Origin of the sequence: Pseudomonas sp. NPDC086566 (assembly GCF_050280885.1) — a bacterium.
GTDB classification, from domain to species: domain Bacteria; phylum Pseudomonadota; class Gammaproteobacteria; order Pseudomonadales; family Pseudomonadaceae; genus Aquipseudomonas; species Aquipseudomonas vlassakiae.
In genome coordinates, this window is the sequence record NZ_JBNNWD010000012.1 from 95,680 (window position 1) to 111,056 (window position 15,377).

Consider the following 15,377-nt stretch of genomic DNA (forward strand, 5'->3'; position numbering starts at 1 on the left):
AATCTATTCCCGATATGGTTGATGATGAAAGATGATCGTGATCAGAATTTCTGATGAGAGATGGCACTTAGCCTTGTCGATAGGGTTGATGTTTGAATTTGGGAAGCATTACCATTTGCTCTTGCCTTCTCAATCCAATGCCATCAGGACTTACACCATGTCGTCCCGTTTTCCGTCACGCCCAACATTGTTGGCGATTTGCTGTTCCTTGACCCTGATGGCGCAAGCTGCCGAGCCGATCCAGCTGGAAGCGACGGATGTCAATGCCGATGCCTTGAAAGCCCAACCCGGCGCGTTGCCCGAGGCGTTCGCTGGCGGCCAGGTCGCCCGCGGTGGCCAGATGGGTGTGTTGGGCAACCAGGACTACATGGATGTGCCGTTCACCATGACCAGCTACACCTCCAAGCTGATCGAAGACCAGCAGGCCGAGGACATCGGAGACGTATTGGCCAACGACCCTTCGGTGCGGGAGTCTTACGGCTTCGGCAACCAAGCCAAGGTTTTCGTGATCCGAGGCCTGCCACTGGCGGGAGACGACATTTCCTTCAATGGCTTGTACGGCATCCTGCCGCGTCAGATCATGTCCACTGACGGCGTCGAGCGGGTCGAAGTGTTCAAAGGCCCCAATGCCTTTCTCAACGGCGTGAGCCCGACCGGCACCGGTTTGGGCGGCAACGTCAACCTGCAGCCCAAGCGCGCGGGCGATGAGCCGACCCGCCGCTACACCCAGGACATCAGCTCCAATGGCCGAATCGGCGAGCACCTGGACATCGGGCAGCGCTTTGGTGAAGACAATCGCTTCGGCGCCCGCCTGAACCTCAGCCAGCGCGAAGGCGAAACCGCCGTCGGCGACCAGGACCAGCGCACCAAGCTGTTCACCGCAGGCCTGGACTACCGAGGTGACAACTTCCGTGTTTCGACCGACATCGGTTACCAGAAGCAGCGCATCAACCACCTGCGTAACTCCGTGCGCCTGAGCAGCGCCACGACCAAGGCGCCGACCGCACCGGATGCAAGCCACAACTATGGCCAGAGCTGGAGCTACAGCGAGGCGGAAGACACCTTCGGCATGGTCCGCGGCGAATGGGACCTGAACGACAGCTGGACTGCCTACCTGGCAGGCGGTGCACGCCATACCCGTGAACAGGGTACCTACGGCACGCCAGTGCTGAGCGGCAACAGCGGTGCTGCCACCATGACACCGTCCGACATCGTCCATGGCGAAGACAACACCAGCTTCAGCACAGGCCTCAACGGCCGCCTGCAGACGGGCCCGATCAGCCACCAGATCGCGCTGGGTGCCAACACGATGTGGACCCAGGCCGAGAACGCCTACACGTTCTATTCGCCGATCAGCACCGACATCTACAACACAGTGCAGCAGTCCAAACCGGCCACGGTGACCAGCACGGGTGGTGACATGGGTGATCCAGGCGTGACCGGCAAGACCCGCGCCCGCAGCATCGCCATTTCTGACACCCTCGGTGTGTTCGATGACCGCCTGCTGCTGACTTACGGCCTGCGCCGCCAGCAGCTTCGGGTGGAAAGCTACACCTACGATGGCAGCACCTCGAAGGGCGTGGCCAACCCGGCCAACGATGGCAGCCGCAAAGGCGACCCGTACGACAAGTCGATCACCACACCGGTGTACGGCATCGTGTTCAAGGCCACCGACAGCATCTCGCTGTACGCCAACCGCATCGAGGGCCTGGCCCAGGGCGCGACAGCGCCAAGCAATGTATCCAACGCCAACGAGATGTTCCCGCCTGGCCGCACCAAGCAGCTTGAGGCCGGCATCAAGTTCGACCGCCTGACCTATGGCGCGAACCTGGCCGTGTTCCGTATCGAGAAACCGTCGGACGGCTATACCCTAAACAACGTCTTCATCCGCGATGGCGAGCAGGTGAACAAGGGCCTGGAACTGAGCCTGTTCGGCGAGCCCGTCGAAGGCCTGCGCCTGATGGCCGGTGGCACGCGCATGACTTCGGAGCAGAAGAACACCGCCAACGGCACCAACGACGGCAACCACGCCATCGGCGTGCCGACCTTCCAGCTCAATGCCAGCGTCGACTGGGATGTGCCGGGCGTGCCGGGGCTGGCGCTCAATGCGCGGATGCTGCGCACCGGTGGCCAGTTCGTCGATGCGGCGAACAACGTCAGCCTGCCGACCTGGAACCGCTTCGATGCCGGCGCCCGCTACAAGCTGAAAGTGGCGGAGAAGGACCTGACCCTGCGGGTCAACGTCGAGAACCTGACTGACAAGAACTACTGGGCTTCGGCCAACGGCGGCTACCTGACCCAGGGTGATCCGCGCCTGGTGAAGTTCTCCGGTACCATTGATTTCTGATGGCAGGGCTGGTGCGGTCCTCCTGGGGATTGCAGCAGGGCTGACAGGTGCATGCCAAGGGGTTTTCAGCGCCTGTGAGATCGAGCGCCGCCCGCGCGGCGCATCGCGAGCTTTGCTCGCTCCTACGTTTGTTTCGGGCCAGTAACGCCTGTGACAGGCGCGCGCTGCCGCCTTGTTGGTACGACACAATATCGAGTCATGCGCCAAGGCGTTCGCGCGCAAATCCCACAGGAATAATTGGCCCGAAACAAACGTAGGAGCGAGCAAAGCTCGCGATGCGCCGCGCGGGCGGCGCTCGATCTGATAGGCGCTGCACATCTATCGGCGAACGCTTGGTGGCCGTGATGCGTTACCAGCCCCGGCCGATCAATGCCTCATGCCGAGTTCGGCGTCATCCATCAACGCCTTGGCCATCGCGCTCAGATAATGAGAGGCCCAGATCATCATGGGTTTCTCGTCCATCAGGCCGAGGATGGTCAGTTCGCGCACATAGCCCATCAATTCCGAGGCTTGTTCACGGGCATCCTGGCAAGGAATGCCGGGTTCGATGCGGAACAATGGGTGGGTCTGTTTTTCACCTTGAAAGAAGGTGGTCTTGCCGACGGTGTCTTCGAGGGAATGAATGTCGTGGGTGGGTCGGGAACAATCTTCAGCATAAATATCTCCTTTTTTCCGGTTTTGCTGCCATCCAACCGCTGTCAAACGGTTGGGTGGCAGCTGTGCGCGGGTTGACAGACCGGTGGAAAGAAAGGAAAGACCGGCGCACGCAAGCGTGCCCACACGCACAGCCGCCATTGAGGGCGACGCGGGTGCACCTTCTTTCAGTTCCGGCCTGTCAAAGCCGCATCGCTGATGTTCAGCGACCAACCGAGACTAGGGCCCGACCCAGACAGCCGCAACGGAAAAAGAGCGCCCAGAGTATCTTTGGGAAATGGACTACAAGCTAGGGGTTAAATCTGATTCTAAATACTTCAAACATCCCCCAAAAACGCTGCCTCCAACAATTGTTTCGTATAAACATGTTGCGGCGCATGGAAGATCTCCCGTGCATCCCCTTGCTCCACCACATGCCCGTGCTTGATCACCATCAACTGGTGACTCAGCGCTTTCACCACGGCCAGGTCATGGCTGATGAACAAGTAGGTCAGGTTGTACTTGGCCTGCAGATTGCGCAGCAACTCCACCACCTGCCGCTGCACCGTGCGGTCCAGCGCCGAGGTCGGTTCATCCAGCAGGATCAGCGCCGGCTTCAGCACCAGCGCCCGGGCAATGGCGATGCGCTGGCGCTGGCCACCGGAAAACTCATGCGGGTAGCGATGGCGGGTGCGCGGGTCCAGCCCCACTTCCTCCAGCGCCGCAATGATCGCCGCCTCCTGTTCCTCAGGCGTGCCGATCTTGTGAATCCGCAACCCCTCGCCAACGATATCCGCCACGCACATGCGCGGGCTCAGGCTGCCGAAGGGGTCCTGAAACACCACCTGCATTTCCCGCCGCAGGGGCCGCACTTGCTTCTGGTTCATCCCTTCGAGCGGTTGCCCATGAAAGCGGATCCCGCCCTGGCTGGAGATCAACCGCAGAATCGCCAGGCCCAGTGTCGATTTGCCCGACCCGGACTCGCCGACGATGCCCAGCGTCTGCCCCTGGGGCAGGCTGAAGTTGATGCCGTCCACCGCTTTCACATGATCAACCGTCTTGCGCAACAGCCCCTTCTTGATCGGGAACCACACCTTCAGGTCGTTCACCTCCAGCAGCGGCGCCCCTACCGGGTTATGCGCCGGCAGGCCGCTGGGCTCGGCGTTGATCAGCATCTGCGTGTAGTGATGCTGCGGTGTGCTGAACAGCGTGGTGCACTCGGCCTGTTCGACGATCTGCCCGCGCTGCATCACGCACACCCGATGGGCGATGCGGCGCACCAGGTTGAGGTCGTGACTGATCAGCAGCAGGGCCATGCCCAGCTTCGCCTGCAGCTTTTTCAGCAGGTCGAGGATCTTCAACTGCACGGTCACATCCAGCGCAGTGGTCGGTTCGTCCGCGATCAACAGCTCCGGCTCGTTGGCCAGGGCCATGGCGATCATTACCCGCTGGCGCTGGCCGCCAGACAGCTCATGGGGCAGGGCCTTCAGGCGCTTGCGCGGTTCGGGGATGCCGACCATTTCCAGCAGTTCCAGTGTGCGCGCAGTGGCTTCCTTGCCCGTCAGGCCCTTGTGCAGCAGGAGGATTTCGTTGATCTGTTTCTCGATGCAGTGCAACGGGTTCAGCGAGGTCATCGGTTCCTGGAAGATCATCGCGATGCGGTTGCCGCGAATGCGCTGCAGGGCCTTTTCGTTCTGCTGCAGCAGGTCCTTGCCCTCATAGCGGATGCTGCCACTGGGGTGGCGCGCCAGTGGATAGGGCAGCAGCCGCAGAATCGAGTGTGCGGTGACGGATTTGCCCGAGCCGCTTTCGCCGACCAGGGCCAAGGTCTCGCCCTTGCGGATGTCGAAGCTGATGCCGTCAACCACTCGGTTGACCTGTTCGCCGGTGACGAACTCCACGGCCAGGTCACGCACTTCGATCAGGTTCTGTTCGCTCATTTCACTTCCTCGGGTCGAAGGCATCGCGGGCGGACTCGCCGATGAACACCAGCAGGCTCAGCATGATCGCCAGTACGGCAAAGGCGCTGATGCCCAGCCACGGGGCTTGCAGGTTGGACTTGCCTTGCGCGACCAGTTCACCCAGCGACGGCGCGCCGGGTGGCAGGCCGAAGCCGAGGAAGTCCAGCGCGGTCAGGGTGCCGATGGCACCCGTGAGGATGAATGGCATGAAGGTCATGGTCGAAATCATCGCGTTGGGCAGGATGTGCCGGTACATGATCGCGCCGTTGCGCATGCCCAGGGCGCGGGCCGCGCGCACGTATTCGAGGTTGCGCCCGCGCAGGAACTCGGCACGTACCACGTCCACCAGGCTCATCCACGAGAACAACAGCATGATGCCCAGCAGCCACCAGAAGTTGGGCTGCACGAAGCTGGCGAGGATGATCAACAGGTACAGCACCGGCAGGCCGGACCAGATTTCCAGGAAGCGCTGCCCGGCCAGGTCGACCCAGCCGCCGTAGAAGCCCTGCAGGGCGCCGGCAATGACGCCGACGATGGAACTCAACACTGTCAGGGTGATGGCGAACAGCACCGACACACGGAAGCCGTAGATCACCCGCGCCAGCACGTCGCGGCCCTGGTCGTCGGTGCCCAGCCAATTATCGGCCGAGGGTGGCGCCGGGGCCGGTACGCGCAGGTCGTAGTTGATGCTCTGGTAACTGAACGGGATCGGCGCCCAGACCACCAGGCTGTCCTTCTTCTGCAGCAAGTCGCGGATGTACGGGCTCTTGTAGTTGGCCTCCAGCGGGAATTCGCCGCCGAAGGTGGTTTCCGGGTAACGCTTGAACGCCGGGAAGTACCACGAGCCTTCGTAGCGCACGGCAATCGGCTTGTCGTTGGCGATCAGCTCGGCGCCCAGGCTCAGGCCGAACAGGATCAGGAACAGCCATAGCGACCACCAGCCGCGGCGGTTGGCCTTGAAGCGCTCGAAGCGCCGGCGGTTGAGGGGGGACAGGGCCATGTCAGTGCTCCCGGCTGGCAAAGTCGATGCGTGGATCGACCAGGGTATAGGTCAGGTCGCCGATCAGTTTCACCACCAACCCGAGCAGGGTGAAGATGAACAGGGTGCCGAAGACCACCGGGTAGTCGCGGTTGATCGCCGCTTCGAAACTCATCAGGCCCAGGCCATCGAGGCTGAAGATCACCTCGATCAGCAGGGAGCCGGTGAAGAAGATGCCAATGAATGCCGACGGGAAGCCGGCGATCACCAGCAGCATGGCGTTGCGGAACACATGCCCGTATAGCACCCGTGGCCGGCTCAGGCCCTTGGCCTTGGCGGTGACCACGTACTGCTTGTTGATTTCGTCGAGGAAGCTGTTCTTGGTCAGCAGGGTCATGGTGGCGAAGTTGCCGATCACCAGCGCGGTGATCGGCAATACCAGGTGCCAGAAGTAGTCGAGCACCTTGCCGGTGGTGGACAGCTCGTCGAAATTGTTGGAGGTCAGGCCGCGCAGCGGGAACCAGTCGAAATAGCTGCCGCCGGCGAACAGCACGATCAGCAGGATGGCGAACAGGAACGCAGGGATCGCGTAGCCGACGATGATCGCCGAGCTGGTCCAGACGTCGAAGTGGCTGCCGTGGCGCACCGCCTTGGCGATGCCCAGCGGAATCGACACCAGGTACATGATCAGCGTGCTCCACAGCCCCAGCGAAATCGACACCGGCATCTTCTCGGCGATAAGGTCGATGACCTTGGCGTCGCGGAAGAAGCTGTCGCCGAAGTCCAGCGTGGCGTAGTTCTTGATCATGATCCACAAGCGTTCGGGCGCCGATTTGTCGAAGCCATACATGTGCTCGATTTCGGCGATCAGCGCCGGGTCCAGGCCCTGGGCGCCGCGGTAGTTGGAACCGGCCACCGAGACCTCGGCGCCGCCGCCGGCAATGCGGCTGGTGGCGCCCTCGAAGCCTTCGAGCTTGGCGATCATCTGTTCCACCGGGCCGCCGGGGGCAGCCTGGACGATGATGAAGTTGATGATGAGGATGCCGAACAGGGTCGGAATGATCAGCAGCAGGCGCCGCAGGATGTAGGCCAGCATGTCAGTTGGCCTCGTCTGCAGGGGTTTCGGTCACGGCAGGGGTGACGTTGGGCTTGATCCACCAGGTGTCGATGCCGACGTCGTACTTGGGCGAAACCTTGGGGTGGCCGATGTGGTTCCAGTAGGCCACGCGCCAGGTCTTGATATGCCAGTTGGGGATCACGTAGTAACCCCACAGCAATACGCGGTCCAGCGCCCGGCAATGGTCGATCAGGCTCTGGCGCGAATCGGCATTGATCAACTGTTCCACCAGTTGGTCAATGGCCGGGTCGCGCAGGCCGATGAAGTTGCGGCTGCCGGGGTTGTCGGCGGCGCTGCTGCTCCAGTACTCGCGCTGCTCGTTGCCCGGCGAGTTGGACTGCGCGAAGCCGCTGACGATCATGTCATAGTCACGCGAGCGCAGGCGGGTGATGTACTGCGAGACATCGACGCGGCGAATGTTCAGGTCGATGCCCAGGTCGGCAAGGTTACGCTTGAATGGCAGCAGGATGCGCTCGAACTCGGTCTGCGCGAGCAGGAACTCGATCACCACCGGCTTGCCTTGGGCGTCGACCATCTTGTCGTCGACGATCTTCCAGCCGGCTTCCTGCAACAGCTTGTAGGCCTTGCGCTGTTGCTCGCGGATCATGCCGCTGCCATCGCTGACCGGGTTGTGGAAGGCCTCGCTGAAGACCTGGTCTGGAATCTTGCCGCGCAGCGGCTCGAGGATCTTAAGCTCGCTGGCGCTGGGCAGGCCGCGGGCAGCCATTTCCGAGTTTTCGAAGAAGCTGCCTGTGCGGGTGTAGGCGCCGTTGAACAACTGCTTGTTGGTCCATTCGTAGTCCAGCAACTGGCTCAGCGCCTCGCGCACGCGCACGTCCTGGAACAGCGGGCGGCGGATGTTGAAGACGAAGCCCTGCATCCCGGTGGGGTTACCGTTGGGCAGCTCTTCCTTGATCAGGCGGCCTTCGCGAACGGCCGGCACGTTGTAGGCGCTTGCCCAGTTTTTTGCGCTGACTTCCAGTGCGTAGTCGAAGGCACCGGCCTTCAACGCTTCCAGGGCGACGGCGGTGTCGCGGTAGGCGTCGAAGGTCATGACGTCAAAGTTATAGAAACCGCGATTGATCGGCAGGTCCTTGGCCCAGTAGTCCTTGACCCGCTCGTAACGGATGGTGCGCCCGGCCTTGACCTCGGCGACCTTGTACGGGCCGCTGCCGAGCGGGATTTCCAGGTTGCCGCGGTTGAACTCGCGGTTTTCGTACCAGTGCTTGGGCAGCACTGGCAGCTGGCCGAGGATCAACGGCAGCTCGCGGTTGTTCTTGTGCTTGAACCTGAACAGCACCCGCAGCGGATCTTCGGCAACCACTTCGGCGACGTCGCCGTAGTATTGGCGGTAGAGGGGGGCGCCGTCCTTGATCAGGGCGTTGAAGGTGAACACCACGTCCTCGGCGCGCATCGGGTGGCCATCGTGGAAGCGCGCTTCGGGGCGCAGGTAGAAACGCACCCAGCTATTGTCCGGGGCTTTCTCGATCTTGCCGGCGACCAGGCCGTACTCGGTAAACGGCTCATCCTGGCTCTGGCGCATCAGGGTGTCGTAGATGATGCTGATGTTTTCGGCTGACACGCCTTTGTTGATGAACGGATTGAGACTGTCGAAGCCACCGAAGCTGGACTGGCGGAACGTGCCGCCTTTGGGCGCGTCGGGGTTTACGTAGTCGAAGTGCTTGAAGTCGGCCGGGTATTTCGGCGGCTCGTCGTACAGGGTCAGCGCGTGCTGCGGCGCTGCCAGCGCGGGCAGGCTCAGGCAGGCGAACAGCAGGCTGCAGGCCAGGCGATGCGTCGGCTTCATTGGGCTTTCTCCGAAGGCTTTAGCCACCAGGTATTCAGCCCGAGGGTATAGGGCGGTGTGGTGACGAAGGCGAACCGGTTACGGTAGGCCAGGCGGTGATTGTCTAGGTACCAGTTGGGGATCATGTAGTACTGCCATGACAGCACGCGGTCCAGGGCGCGGACGGCGGCGACCTGGTCATCACGGGTGCGCGCGGCCAGCAGGGTGTCGAGCAGGTGGTCGACCACCGGGTCCTTGACACCTGCATAGTTCTTGCTGCCCTTGGTCGAAGCCTGGCTGGAATGGAAGTACAGCCATTGTTCCAGGCCCGGGCTCAAGGTCTGGTTCAGGGTCATCAGGATCATGTCGAAGTCGAACTGGTCCAGGCGTTGTTTGTACTGGGCACGGTCCACAGTGCGCAAGCGCGCCTCGATGCCGATGCTGGCCAGGTTTTCGACATAGGGTTGCAGGATGCGTTCGAGGCTCGGGTTCACCAGCAGCAGTTCCATGCGCAGCGGCTGGCCCTTGGCATTGACCAGGCGTTGGCCGTCGAGCTTCCAGCCGGCCTGGTTCAGCAGGCCCAGGGCCTGGCGCAGTGTCTGGCGGCCGATGCCGCGCCCATCGGTGTGGCTGACCTGATAGGGCTGGGTGAACAGCTGGTCGGGCAACTGGTCGCGGAACGGCGCCAGCAGCAGCCATTCCTTGCCGGTGGGTACGCCGCTGGCCGCGAACTCGCTGTTGGGATAGTAGCTGCTGGCGCGGCGGTAGGCGCTGCTGAACAGCGCACGGTTGGTCCACTCGAAGTCGAACATCAGGCCCAGCGCCTGGCGCACCCTGGGGTCGCTGAAGGTGGCCCGGCGGCTATTCATGAACAGGCCTTGGGTCTGAGTAGGGATGCGGTGCGGGATCTGCGCCTTGATCACGTCGCCACGGCGCACGGCCGGGAAGTTGTAACCGTTGGTCCAGTTCTTGGCCTGGTGCTCGATATAGATGTCGAACTCACCGGCCTTGAACGCTTCGAAGGCCACGGTGGCATCGCGGTAGAACTCGTATTCGACGCGGTTGAAGTTGTACTTGCCGCGGTTTACCGCCAGGTCCTTGCCCCAGTAGTTCTTCACCCGCTCGAACACCAGGCGGCGGCCAGGCTCGACCTGAGTGATGCGATACGGCCCGCTGCCCAGCGGCGGCTCGAAGGTCGTGGTCTCGAAGTCACGCTTTTGCCAGTAATGCTTGGGCAAGACAGGCATTTCGCCCAGGCGCAGGATCAGCAACGGGTTGCCGGCGCGCTTGAAGACGAAGCGGATGCGCAGCGGGCCGAGGATGTCGACCCGCTGCACTTCCTGCAGGTTGGTGCGGTAGATCGGGTGGCCTTGCTTGAGCAGCGTGCGGTACGAGAAGGCCACGTCGGCTGCGGTGATCGGCGCGCCGTCATGCCAGCGTGCTTCGGGGCGCAGGTTGAACACCACCCAGCTGCGGTCCTCGCTGTATTCCACCGAACGGGCGATCAGGCCGTAGCTGGAGGTGGGCTCGTCACCGGACGGGTCGTACTGGCCGGTGCCGACCATCAGCGTTTCGTTCAGCTCGCTGACGCCGTATTGCAGGAAGTTCGGCGTGGTGACCGGGCTGGTGCCCTTGAAGGTATAGGGGTTGAGCGTATCGAAGGTGCCGAATGCCATGGCCCGCAAGGTGCCGCCCTTGGGCGCTTGCGGGTTGACCCAGTCGAAGTGGGTGAATGTGGCTGGGTACTTGAGCGTGCCGAACTGCGCGTATCCGTGGCTTTCGCTCACCATCGCGACGGCGGGGAAGCTCAAGGCCAGGCTGAGTGACAGCAGGAGGGGACGTATCAAGTCGGCATCCGATCCAGAGGCGTTGGGCTTTGGTCGGAGTACAGTAACAGCTTGGCGGGTATGGAAAAAGAGAAGGTGCAGCGGAATTCTAGAGGGTCTTTTTCTGACCCATTCGCGGGTCAAGCCCGCTCCCACAGGTGCCACACAGGCTCACAGCCATTGATATGCCGGTGGGAGCGGGCTTGACCCGCGAATGGGCTGCAAAGCAACCCCGAGGTTACATCAGTGGGACAGGTAGACAGTCAGCGTCTGGCCTGGCTTGAGCGCATGACCACTGCGCGGATTCCAGCGCTTGAGGTGCTGCATCTCGACGTTGAAACGTTTGGCTACAAGATACAGAGAATCACCCTTGCGCACCTTGTACTGGGTAGAGCGCTGCCCCGAGGCTGCCACGCGGTTGCCCGCAGCGCTCGGAGCGCTGCCGCCGCGCAGGGCCAGCACCTGGCCGGCTTTCACGCGGTTGCCCGGCAATTTGTTCCAGCGCTGGATGTCCTTGACCGCGACACGATTGGCCTTGGCGATGCTGCTCAGGCTGTCGCCACGCTTGACTCGATAGCTGCGCGCCGCAGGTGCGCTGGCTTCGGCCACGGCGGCGGCGAATACGGCCTTGTTCGGTTGCAGGCTGACCAGTTGCTCGGGCTTGAGGTTGGACAGGCTGTCGCTGAGCAGTTGCGCCTTGGCGGTTGGCACCAGCAGCTGCTTGGGGCCGTCCACGGTCATGCGTTTCTTGAAGGCCGGGTTGAGCTGGATCAGTTCGTCTTCGTCGATATTGGCGAAGGCGGCGACTCGCGACAGGTCGAGGCGGTCGTTGATGGCCACCGCTTCGAAGTAGGGCTCGTTGGCGATCGGTGTAAGGTTCACACCATAGGCCTCAGGCGTGGAGACCACCTGCGACAGTGCCAGCAGCTTGGGCACGTAGTCACGGGTTTCCTGCGGCAGTGGCAGGTTCCAGTAATCGGTGGGCAGGCCAAGCTTCTCGTTACGCTCGATGGCGCGGCTGACGGTGCCTTCGCCGGCGTTGTAGGCCGCCAGTGCCAACAGCCAGTCACCGTTGAACATGTCGTGCAGACGGGTCAGGTAGTCCAGCGCGGCGTTGGTCGACGCGGTGATGTCGCGACGGCCGTCATAGAAGTTGGTCTGGCGCAGGTTGAAATGGCGACCGGTGGCAGGCATGAACTGCCACATGCCCGCTGCACTGGCGCGCGAGTAGGCCATTGGGTTGTAGGCGCTCTCGATGGCCGGCAGCAGCGCAAGCTCCAGCGGCATGTCGCGTTCTTCGAGGCGTTCGACGATGTAGTGCAGGTACAGGCTGCCGCGCTCGCCGGCACTTTCGAGGAACGTCGGGTTGCTGGCGAACCACAGGCGCTGTTGCTCGATGCGTGGGTTGACGTCGATATTGTCTTGCAGGGCGAAGCCCTGGCGCATGCGCTCCCACACATCCTGCGGCGGTTCGGCAGGTTTGACCGCCAGCGGCGAGGGCTTGTGCTTGATCCGGGCCTGGTAGTTGTGCGCGCGAACGCTGTCGGCTTCATCGAGCTGACGGGTGCTCTGGCAGCCCACCAGTGTGGCGGCCAGCGCCAGCGCACTGATCTGGGCCAGTCGCGTCAGGGCGACTGAATGAGCGGTTCTGCGGCTACGGGAAGACATCGGCTGACACAGGTTTCCGAGCGAAAAATTTCGGCGATTCTAGAAACCGCTCCCGCCTGGGTCAACCGTTGTGAACCCTCTGCGATATATCTTGAGGTTATCAGAAGTGGTCCTTCCAAGACCTCAAAGCAGCAAAAACAGTGACCTGCGAGTCGTTTGAATGTCCCTTCCATTCGTCTGCTTTTTGTTTAACTAATGTTTCAGCGGTACGCAGGAACGGGTTGGTCAGGCGCTCAAGGCCGATCGTGGAAGGCAGGCTGATGCGATTTTCGGCGCGTAACCGGGTAACGTCTTCGAAACGCTGCAGAACGTGGGGGTTGGCAGGCTCCACAGCTTTGGCGAAGCGCAGGTTGCTGAGGGTGTACTCGTGGGCACAATAGACTTCGGTCTGCTCCGGCAGCGCTGCCAGGCGGGCCAGGGCAGGCTGCATCTGTTCCGGAGTGCCTTCGAACATGCGCCCGCAACCGGCGGCGAACAGGGTGTCGCCACAGAACAGCAGCGGTGTCGCGGGCTGATCGCTGAAATAGGCGATATGCCCCAGGGTGTGGCCAGGCACGGCCAGTACCTGGAAGGTCACGCCCAGGACGCTGACCTGATCGCCCTCGTCCAGCGCCAGGTCGCGGCCCGGGATCTGTTCGTGGGCCGGGCCGCAGACACGGGCACCGGTCTGTTGCCTGAGGCGTTCGACACCGCCGACATGGTCATGGTGGTGGTGGGTCACCAGGATGGTGTCCAGCGTCCAGCCGGGGTTGGCAGCCAGCCAGGCTTCCACCGGGCCGGCATCACCCGGGTCGACCACCGCGCAGCGGCGTTTGGCAGTATCCTGTAACAACCAGATGTAGTTGTCGGAGAAAGCGGGGAGAGCGTCGATCTGTATCATGGTGCGGATCCGTATCGCCATGGGTGGCACATGAGGGCATCTTAGCCACGATGGCGCGGTGCGGGAACCTTCGAGGGAGAGCGCAATGACCGACCAAGCCTTTGCTCAGGCCGACCCGGAATGGGTCGAACTGATCAGCCTGGCCCGTGAGTGGTTCAACGGCCCACTCGGCCGGCTGATGCTGAAGGAAGAGGAAAAACTGCTGGAAGAAGAACTCGGGCGCTTCTTCGGTGGCTACCTAGTGCACTATGGCCCTTGTGCCGAGGCGCCGCCCAGCGCGCCGCAGGTGCAGCGCAACGTGCGCCTTGGCGCGCCGTTGCCGGGGGTGGAGATCGTCTGCGAGGAGCAGGCCTGGCCATTGGGCGAGCACGCCGCTGACGTCGTGGTGCTGCAACACGGGCTGGACTTCAGCCTTTCGCCCCACGGCCTGCTGCGCGAGGCGGCCAGCGCGGTGCGCCCCGGTGGGCACCTGCTCATCGTCGGCATCAACCCCTGGAGCGGCTGGGGCCTGCGCCATTTCTTCAGCCATGGCGCTTTGCGCAAGGCACGCTGCATCTCGCCGTCACGGGTCGGCGACTGGCTCAACCTGCTGGGCTTCGCGCTGGAGAAACGCCGCTTCGGGTGCTATCGTCCGCCGCTCACTTCGCCGGCCTGGCAGCAACGCCTGGCAGGCTGGGAACGGATGGCGGGTGGCTGGCAGAGTGCCGGCGGCGGGGTCTACCTGCTGGTGGCGCGCAAGATGGTGGTTGGCCTGAGGCCGTTGCGCCAGGTGCGCCGCGAACCGATGGGCAAGCTGCTGCCGCTGCCACTGGCCAAGGTCAACCGCACCGTCGCCAGGCCGGATACCGACAAGCACTGAACATGAGTGGTACATGAGCGATAGCGTCGAGATGTATACCGATGGCGCCTGCAAGGGCAACCCTGGCCCAGGTGGCTGGGGCGTCCTGCTGGTCTTCAAGGGCGTCGAAAAGGAACTGTGGGGCGGCGAGCGCGAAACCACCAACAACCGCATGGAGCTGATGGCCGCGATCCAGGGGCTGATGGCGCTCAAGCGTGAATGCGAAGTGGTGCTGACCACCGATTCGCAGTATGTGATGAAGGGCATCAACGAGTGGATGGCCAACTGGAAGAAGCGTGGCTGGAAGACGGCGGCCAAGGAGCCGGTGAAGAACGCCGACCTGTGGCAACTGCTCGACGAGCAGGTCAACCGCCACAAGGTCACCTGGAAGTGGGTGCGCGGACATATCGGCCACCCCGGCAACGAGCGTGCCGACCAGCTGGCCAACCGTGGCGTCGAGGAAGTGCGCGCCAAGCGTTGAGCTGCGGTACAATCGCCGCCTTTGTAACGGATGCAAGTTGGAGCGCCCCGCGTGGAGCAGCAGCAAGATAAACGCCTGGTCATTCTCGATACCGAAACCACCGGTATGCCGGTCACTGAAGGCCACCGGATCATCGAGATCGGCTGTGTCGAGGTCATTGGCCGGCGCCTGACCGGGCGGCACTTCCACGTCTACCTGCAGCCCGACCGCGAGAGCGACGAGGGCGCGATCAACGTCCACGGCATCACCGATGCGTTCCTGGTCGGCAAACCGCGCTTCGCCGATGTGGCCGAAGAGTTCTTCGAATTCATCCAGGGCGCCACCCTGGTCATCCACAACGCGGCGTTCGACGTCGGCTTCATCAACAACGAGTTCGCCCTGCTGGGGCAGAGCGACCGCGCCGACATTTCCAAGCACTGCACCATCCTCGATACCCTGCTGCTGGCCCGTGCCCGCCATCCGGGGCAGCGCAACAGCCTCGATGCGCTGTGCAAACGCTACGACATCGACAACTCCGGCCGTGAATTGCACGGCGCACTGCTCGACTCCGAGTTGCTGGCCGACGTCTACCTGGCGATGACCGGCGGCCAGACCAGCCTGTCGCTGGCCGGGCACGGCGCCGACAGTGAGGGTGATGGGCGGGGCGCTGGCGGCAGCGAGATTCGCCGCATCGTCGGGCGGGCACCGGGGCGGGTGATCATGGCCAACGCGGAAGAACTGGAAGCCCACGCCGAACGGCTGGCGGCGGTGGCCAAATCAGCGGGCGGGCCTTCGCTGTGGCAGACGCTGACCGAGGCGCCTGCCAGCTAATAGGCGGCGCAGACAGCACAGGGCCTACTACCCTCAATAGGACAACAAGTC

12 protein-coding genes are annotated in these 15,377 nt (G+C 62.8%); 4 read left to right on the top strand and 8 right to left on the bottom strand.

What is annotated here, in order from left to right:
- Positions 1 to 157: 157 nt before the first annotated feature.
- A complete protein-coding gene (locus ACQKPS_RS24425; RefSeq protein ID WP_427605768.1) occupies positions 158 to 2,347 on the top strand; it encodes a TonB-dependent receptor in 2,190 nt (729 codons plus the stop codon).
- A 366-nt stretch (positions 2,348 to 2,713) separates the two neighbouring features.
- On the opposite strand, the gene ACQKPS_RS24430 is transcribed toward ACQKPS_RS24425, so the two are convergent.
- The 8 genes from ACQKPS_RS24430 to gloB all read right to left on the bottom strand — a co-directional run bounded on the left by ACQKPS_RS24430 (position 2,714) and on the right by gloB (position 13,197).
- On the bottom strand, positions 2,714 to 2,971 hold the full coding sequence (locus tag ACQKPS_RS24430) for a DUF3077 domain-containing protein (protein ID WP_427605790.1): 258 nt from the start codon (positions 2,969 to 2,971) through the stop codon (positions 2,714 to 2,716).
- A gap of 347 nt (positions 2,972 to 3,318) precedes the next feature.
- Positions 3,319 to 4,920 carry an ABC transporter ATP-binding protein gene (locus tag ACQKPS_RS24435; RefSeq protein WP_427605769.1) on the bottom strand — a complete coding sequence of 534 codons (1,602 nt, stop codon included), beginning with the start codon at positions 4,918 to 4,920 and terminating at the stop codon, positions 3,319 to 3,321.
- A 1-nt stretch (position 4,921) separates the two neighbouring features.
- Entirely contained in the window at positions 4,922 to 5,941 is a 1,020-nt protein-coding gene (locus ACQKPS_RS24440; protein WP_054884024.1) for an ABC transporter permease, read from the bottom strand.
- Between the two features lies 1 nt (position 5,942).
- On the bottom strand, positions 5,943 to 7,016 hold the full coding sequence (locus tag ACQKPS_RS24445) for a microcin C ABC transporter permease YejB (protein ID WP_027919080.1): 1,074 nt from the start codon (positions 7,014 to 7,016) through the stop codon (positions 5,943 to 5,945).
- A 1-nt stretch (position 7,017) separates the two neighbouring features.
- Complete coding sequence (locus ACQKPS_RS24450; RefSeq protein ID WP_254484645.1) at positions 7,018 to 8,844, bottom strand: extracellular solute-binding protein; 1,827 nt, start codon at positions 8,842 to 8,844, stop codon at positions 7,018 to 7,020.
- Entirely contained in the window at positions 8,841 to 10,613 is a 1,773-nt protein-coding gene (locus tag ACQKPS_RS24455) for an extracellular solute-binding protein (protein WP_427605792.1), read from the bottom strand. Before ACQKPS_RS24455 ends, ACQKPS_RS24450 begins: the two co-directional genes overlap by 4 nt.
- A 279-nt stretch (positions 10,614 to 10,892) precedes the next feature.
- Positions 10,893 to 12,317 (bottom strand): lytic transglycosylase domain-containing protein, encoded by a 1,425-nt coding sequence (locus ACQKPS_RS24460; RefSeq protein ID WP_254484647.1) that lies wholly within the window; start codon positions 12,315 to 12,317, stop codon positions 10,893 to 10,895.
- Between the two features lie 100 nt (positions 12,318 to 12,417).
- Positions 12,418 to 13,197 (bottom strand): hydroxyacylglutathione hydrolase, encoded by a 780-nt coding sequence (gene gloB, locus ACQKPS_RS24465; RefSeq protein ID WP_254484648.1) that lies wholly within the window; start codon positions 13,195 to 13,197, stop codon positions 12,418 to 12,420.
- An 85-nt stretch (positions 13,198 to 13,282) separates the two neighbouring features.
- Between gloB and ACQKPS_RS24470 the strand changes: the two genes are divergently transcribed.
- From ACQKPS_RS24470 to dnaQ, 3 genes are read left to right on the top strand one after another with little or no spacing between them, the layout of a single operon-like run.
- The gene (locus tag ACQKPS_RS24470; protein ID WP_254484650.1) at positions 13,283 to 14,056 is read left to right on the top strand and encodes a class I SAM-dependent methyltransferase; all 774 of its coding nucleotides are present in this window, start codon (positions 13,283 to 13,285) and stop codon (positions 14,054 to 14,056) included.
- Positions 14,057 to 14,069: 13 nt separating this feature from the next.
- A complete protein-coding gene (rnhA, locus tag ACQKPS_RS24475; RefSeq protein WP_054884018.1) occupies positions 14,070 to 14,516 on the top strand; it encodes a ribonuclease HI in 447 nt (148 codons plus the stop codon).
- A 51-nt stretch (positions 14,517 to 14,567) separates the two neighbouring features.
- On the top strand, positions 14,568 to 15,326 hold the full coding sequence (gene dnaQ, locus ACQKPS_RS24480) for a DNA polymerase III subunit epsilon (RefSeq protein WP_427605770.1): 759 nt from the start codon (positions 14,568 to 14,570) through the stop codon (positions 15,324 to 15,326).
- Positions 15,327 to 15,377 lie beyond the last annotated feature (51 nt).

Coding starts and splice junctions, on each gene's coding strand:
- ACQKPS_RS24470 (WP_254484650.1), top strand. CDS start 13,283: ATGACCGACCAAGCCTTTGCTCAGGCCGACCCGGAATGGGTCGAACTG.
- rnhA (WP_054884018.1), top strand. CDS start 14,070: ATGAGCGATAGCGTCGAGATGTATACCGATGGCGCCTGCAAGGGCAAC.
- gloB (WP_254484648.1), bottom strand. CDS start 13,197: ATGATACAGATCGACGCTCTCCCCGCTTTCTCCGACAACTACATCTGG.
- ACQKPS_RS24435 (WP_427605769.1), bottom strand. CDS start 4,920: ATGAGCGAACAGAACCTGATCGAAGTGCGTGACCTGGCCGTGGAGTTC.
- ACQKPS_RS24440 (WP_054884024.1), bottom strand. CDS start 5,941: ATGGCCCTGTCCCCCCTCAACCGCCGGCGCTTCGAGCGCTTCAAGGCC.
- ACQKPS_RS24445 (WP_027919080.1), bottom strand. CDS start 7,016: ATGCTGGCCTACATCCTGCGGCGCCTGCTGCTGATCATTCCGACCCTG.
- ACQKPS_RS24455 (WP_427605792.1), bottom strand. CDS start 10,613: ATGGTGAGCGAAAGCCACGGATACGCGCAGTTCGGCACGCTCAAGTAC.
- ACQKPS_RS24450 (WP_254484645.1), bottom strand. CDS start 8,844: ATGAAGCCGACGCATCGCCTGGCCTGCAGCCTGCTGTTCGCCTGCCTG.
- ACQKPS_RS24425 (WP_427605768.1), top strand. CDS start 158: ATGTCGTCCCGTTTTCCGTCACGCCCAACATTGTTGGCGATTTGCTGT.
- ACQKPS_RS24460 (WP_254484647.1), bottom strand. CDS start 12,317: ATGTCTTCCCGTAGCCGCAGAACCGCTCATTCAGTCGCCCTGACGCGA.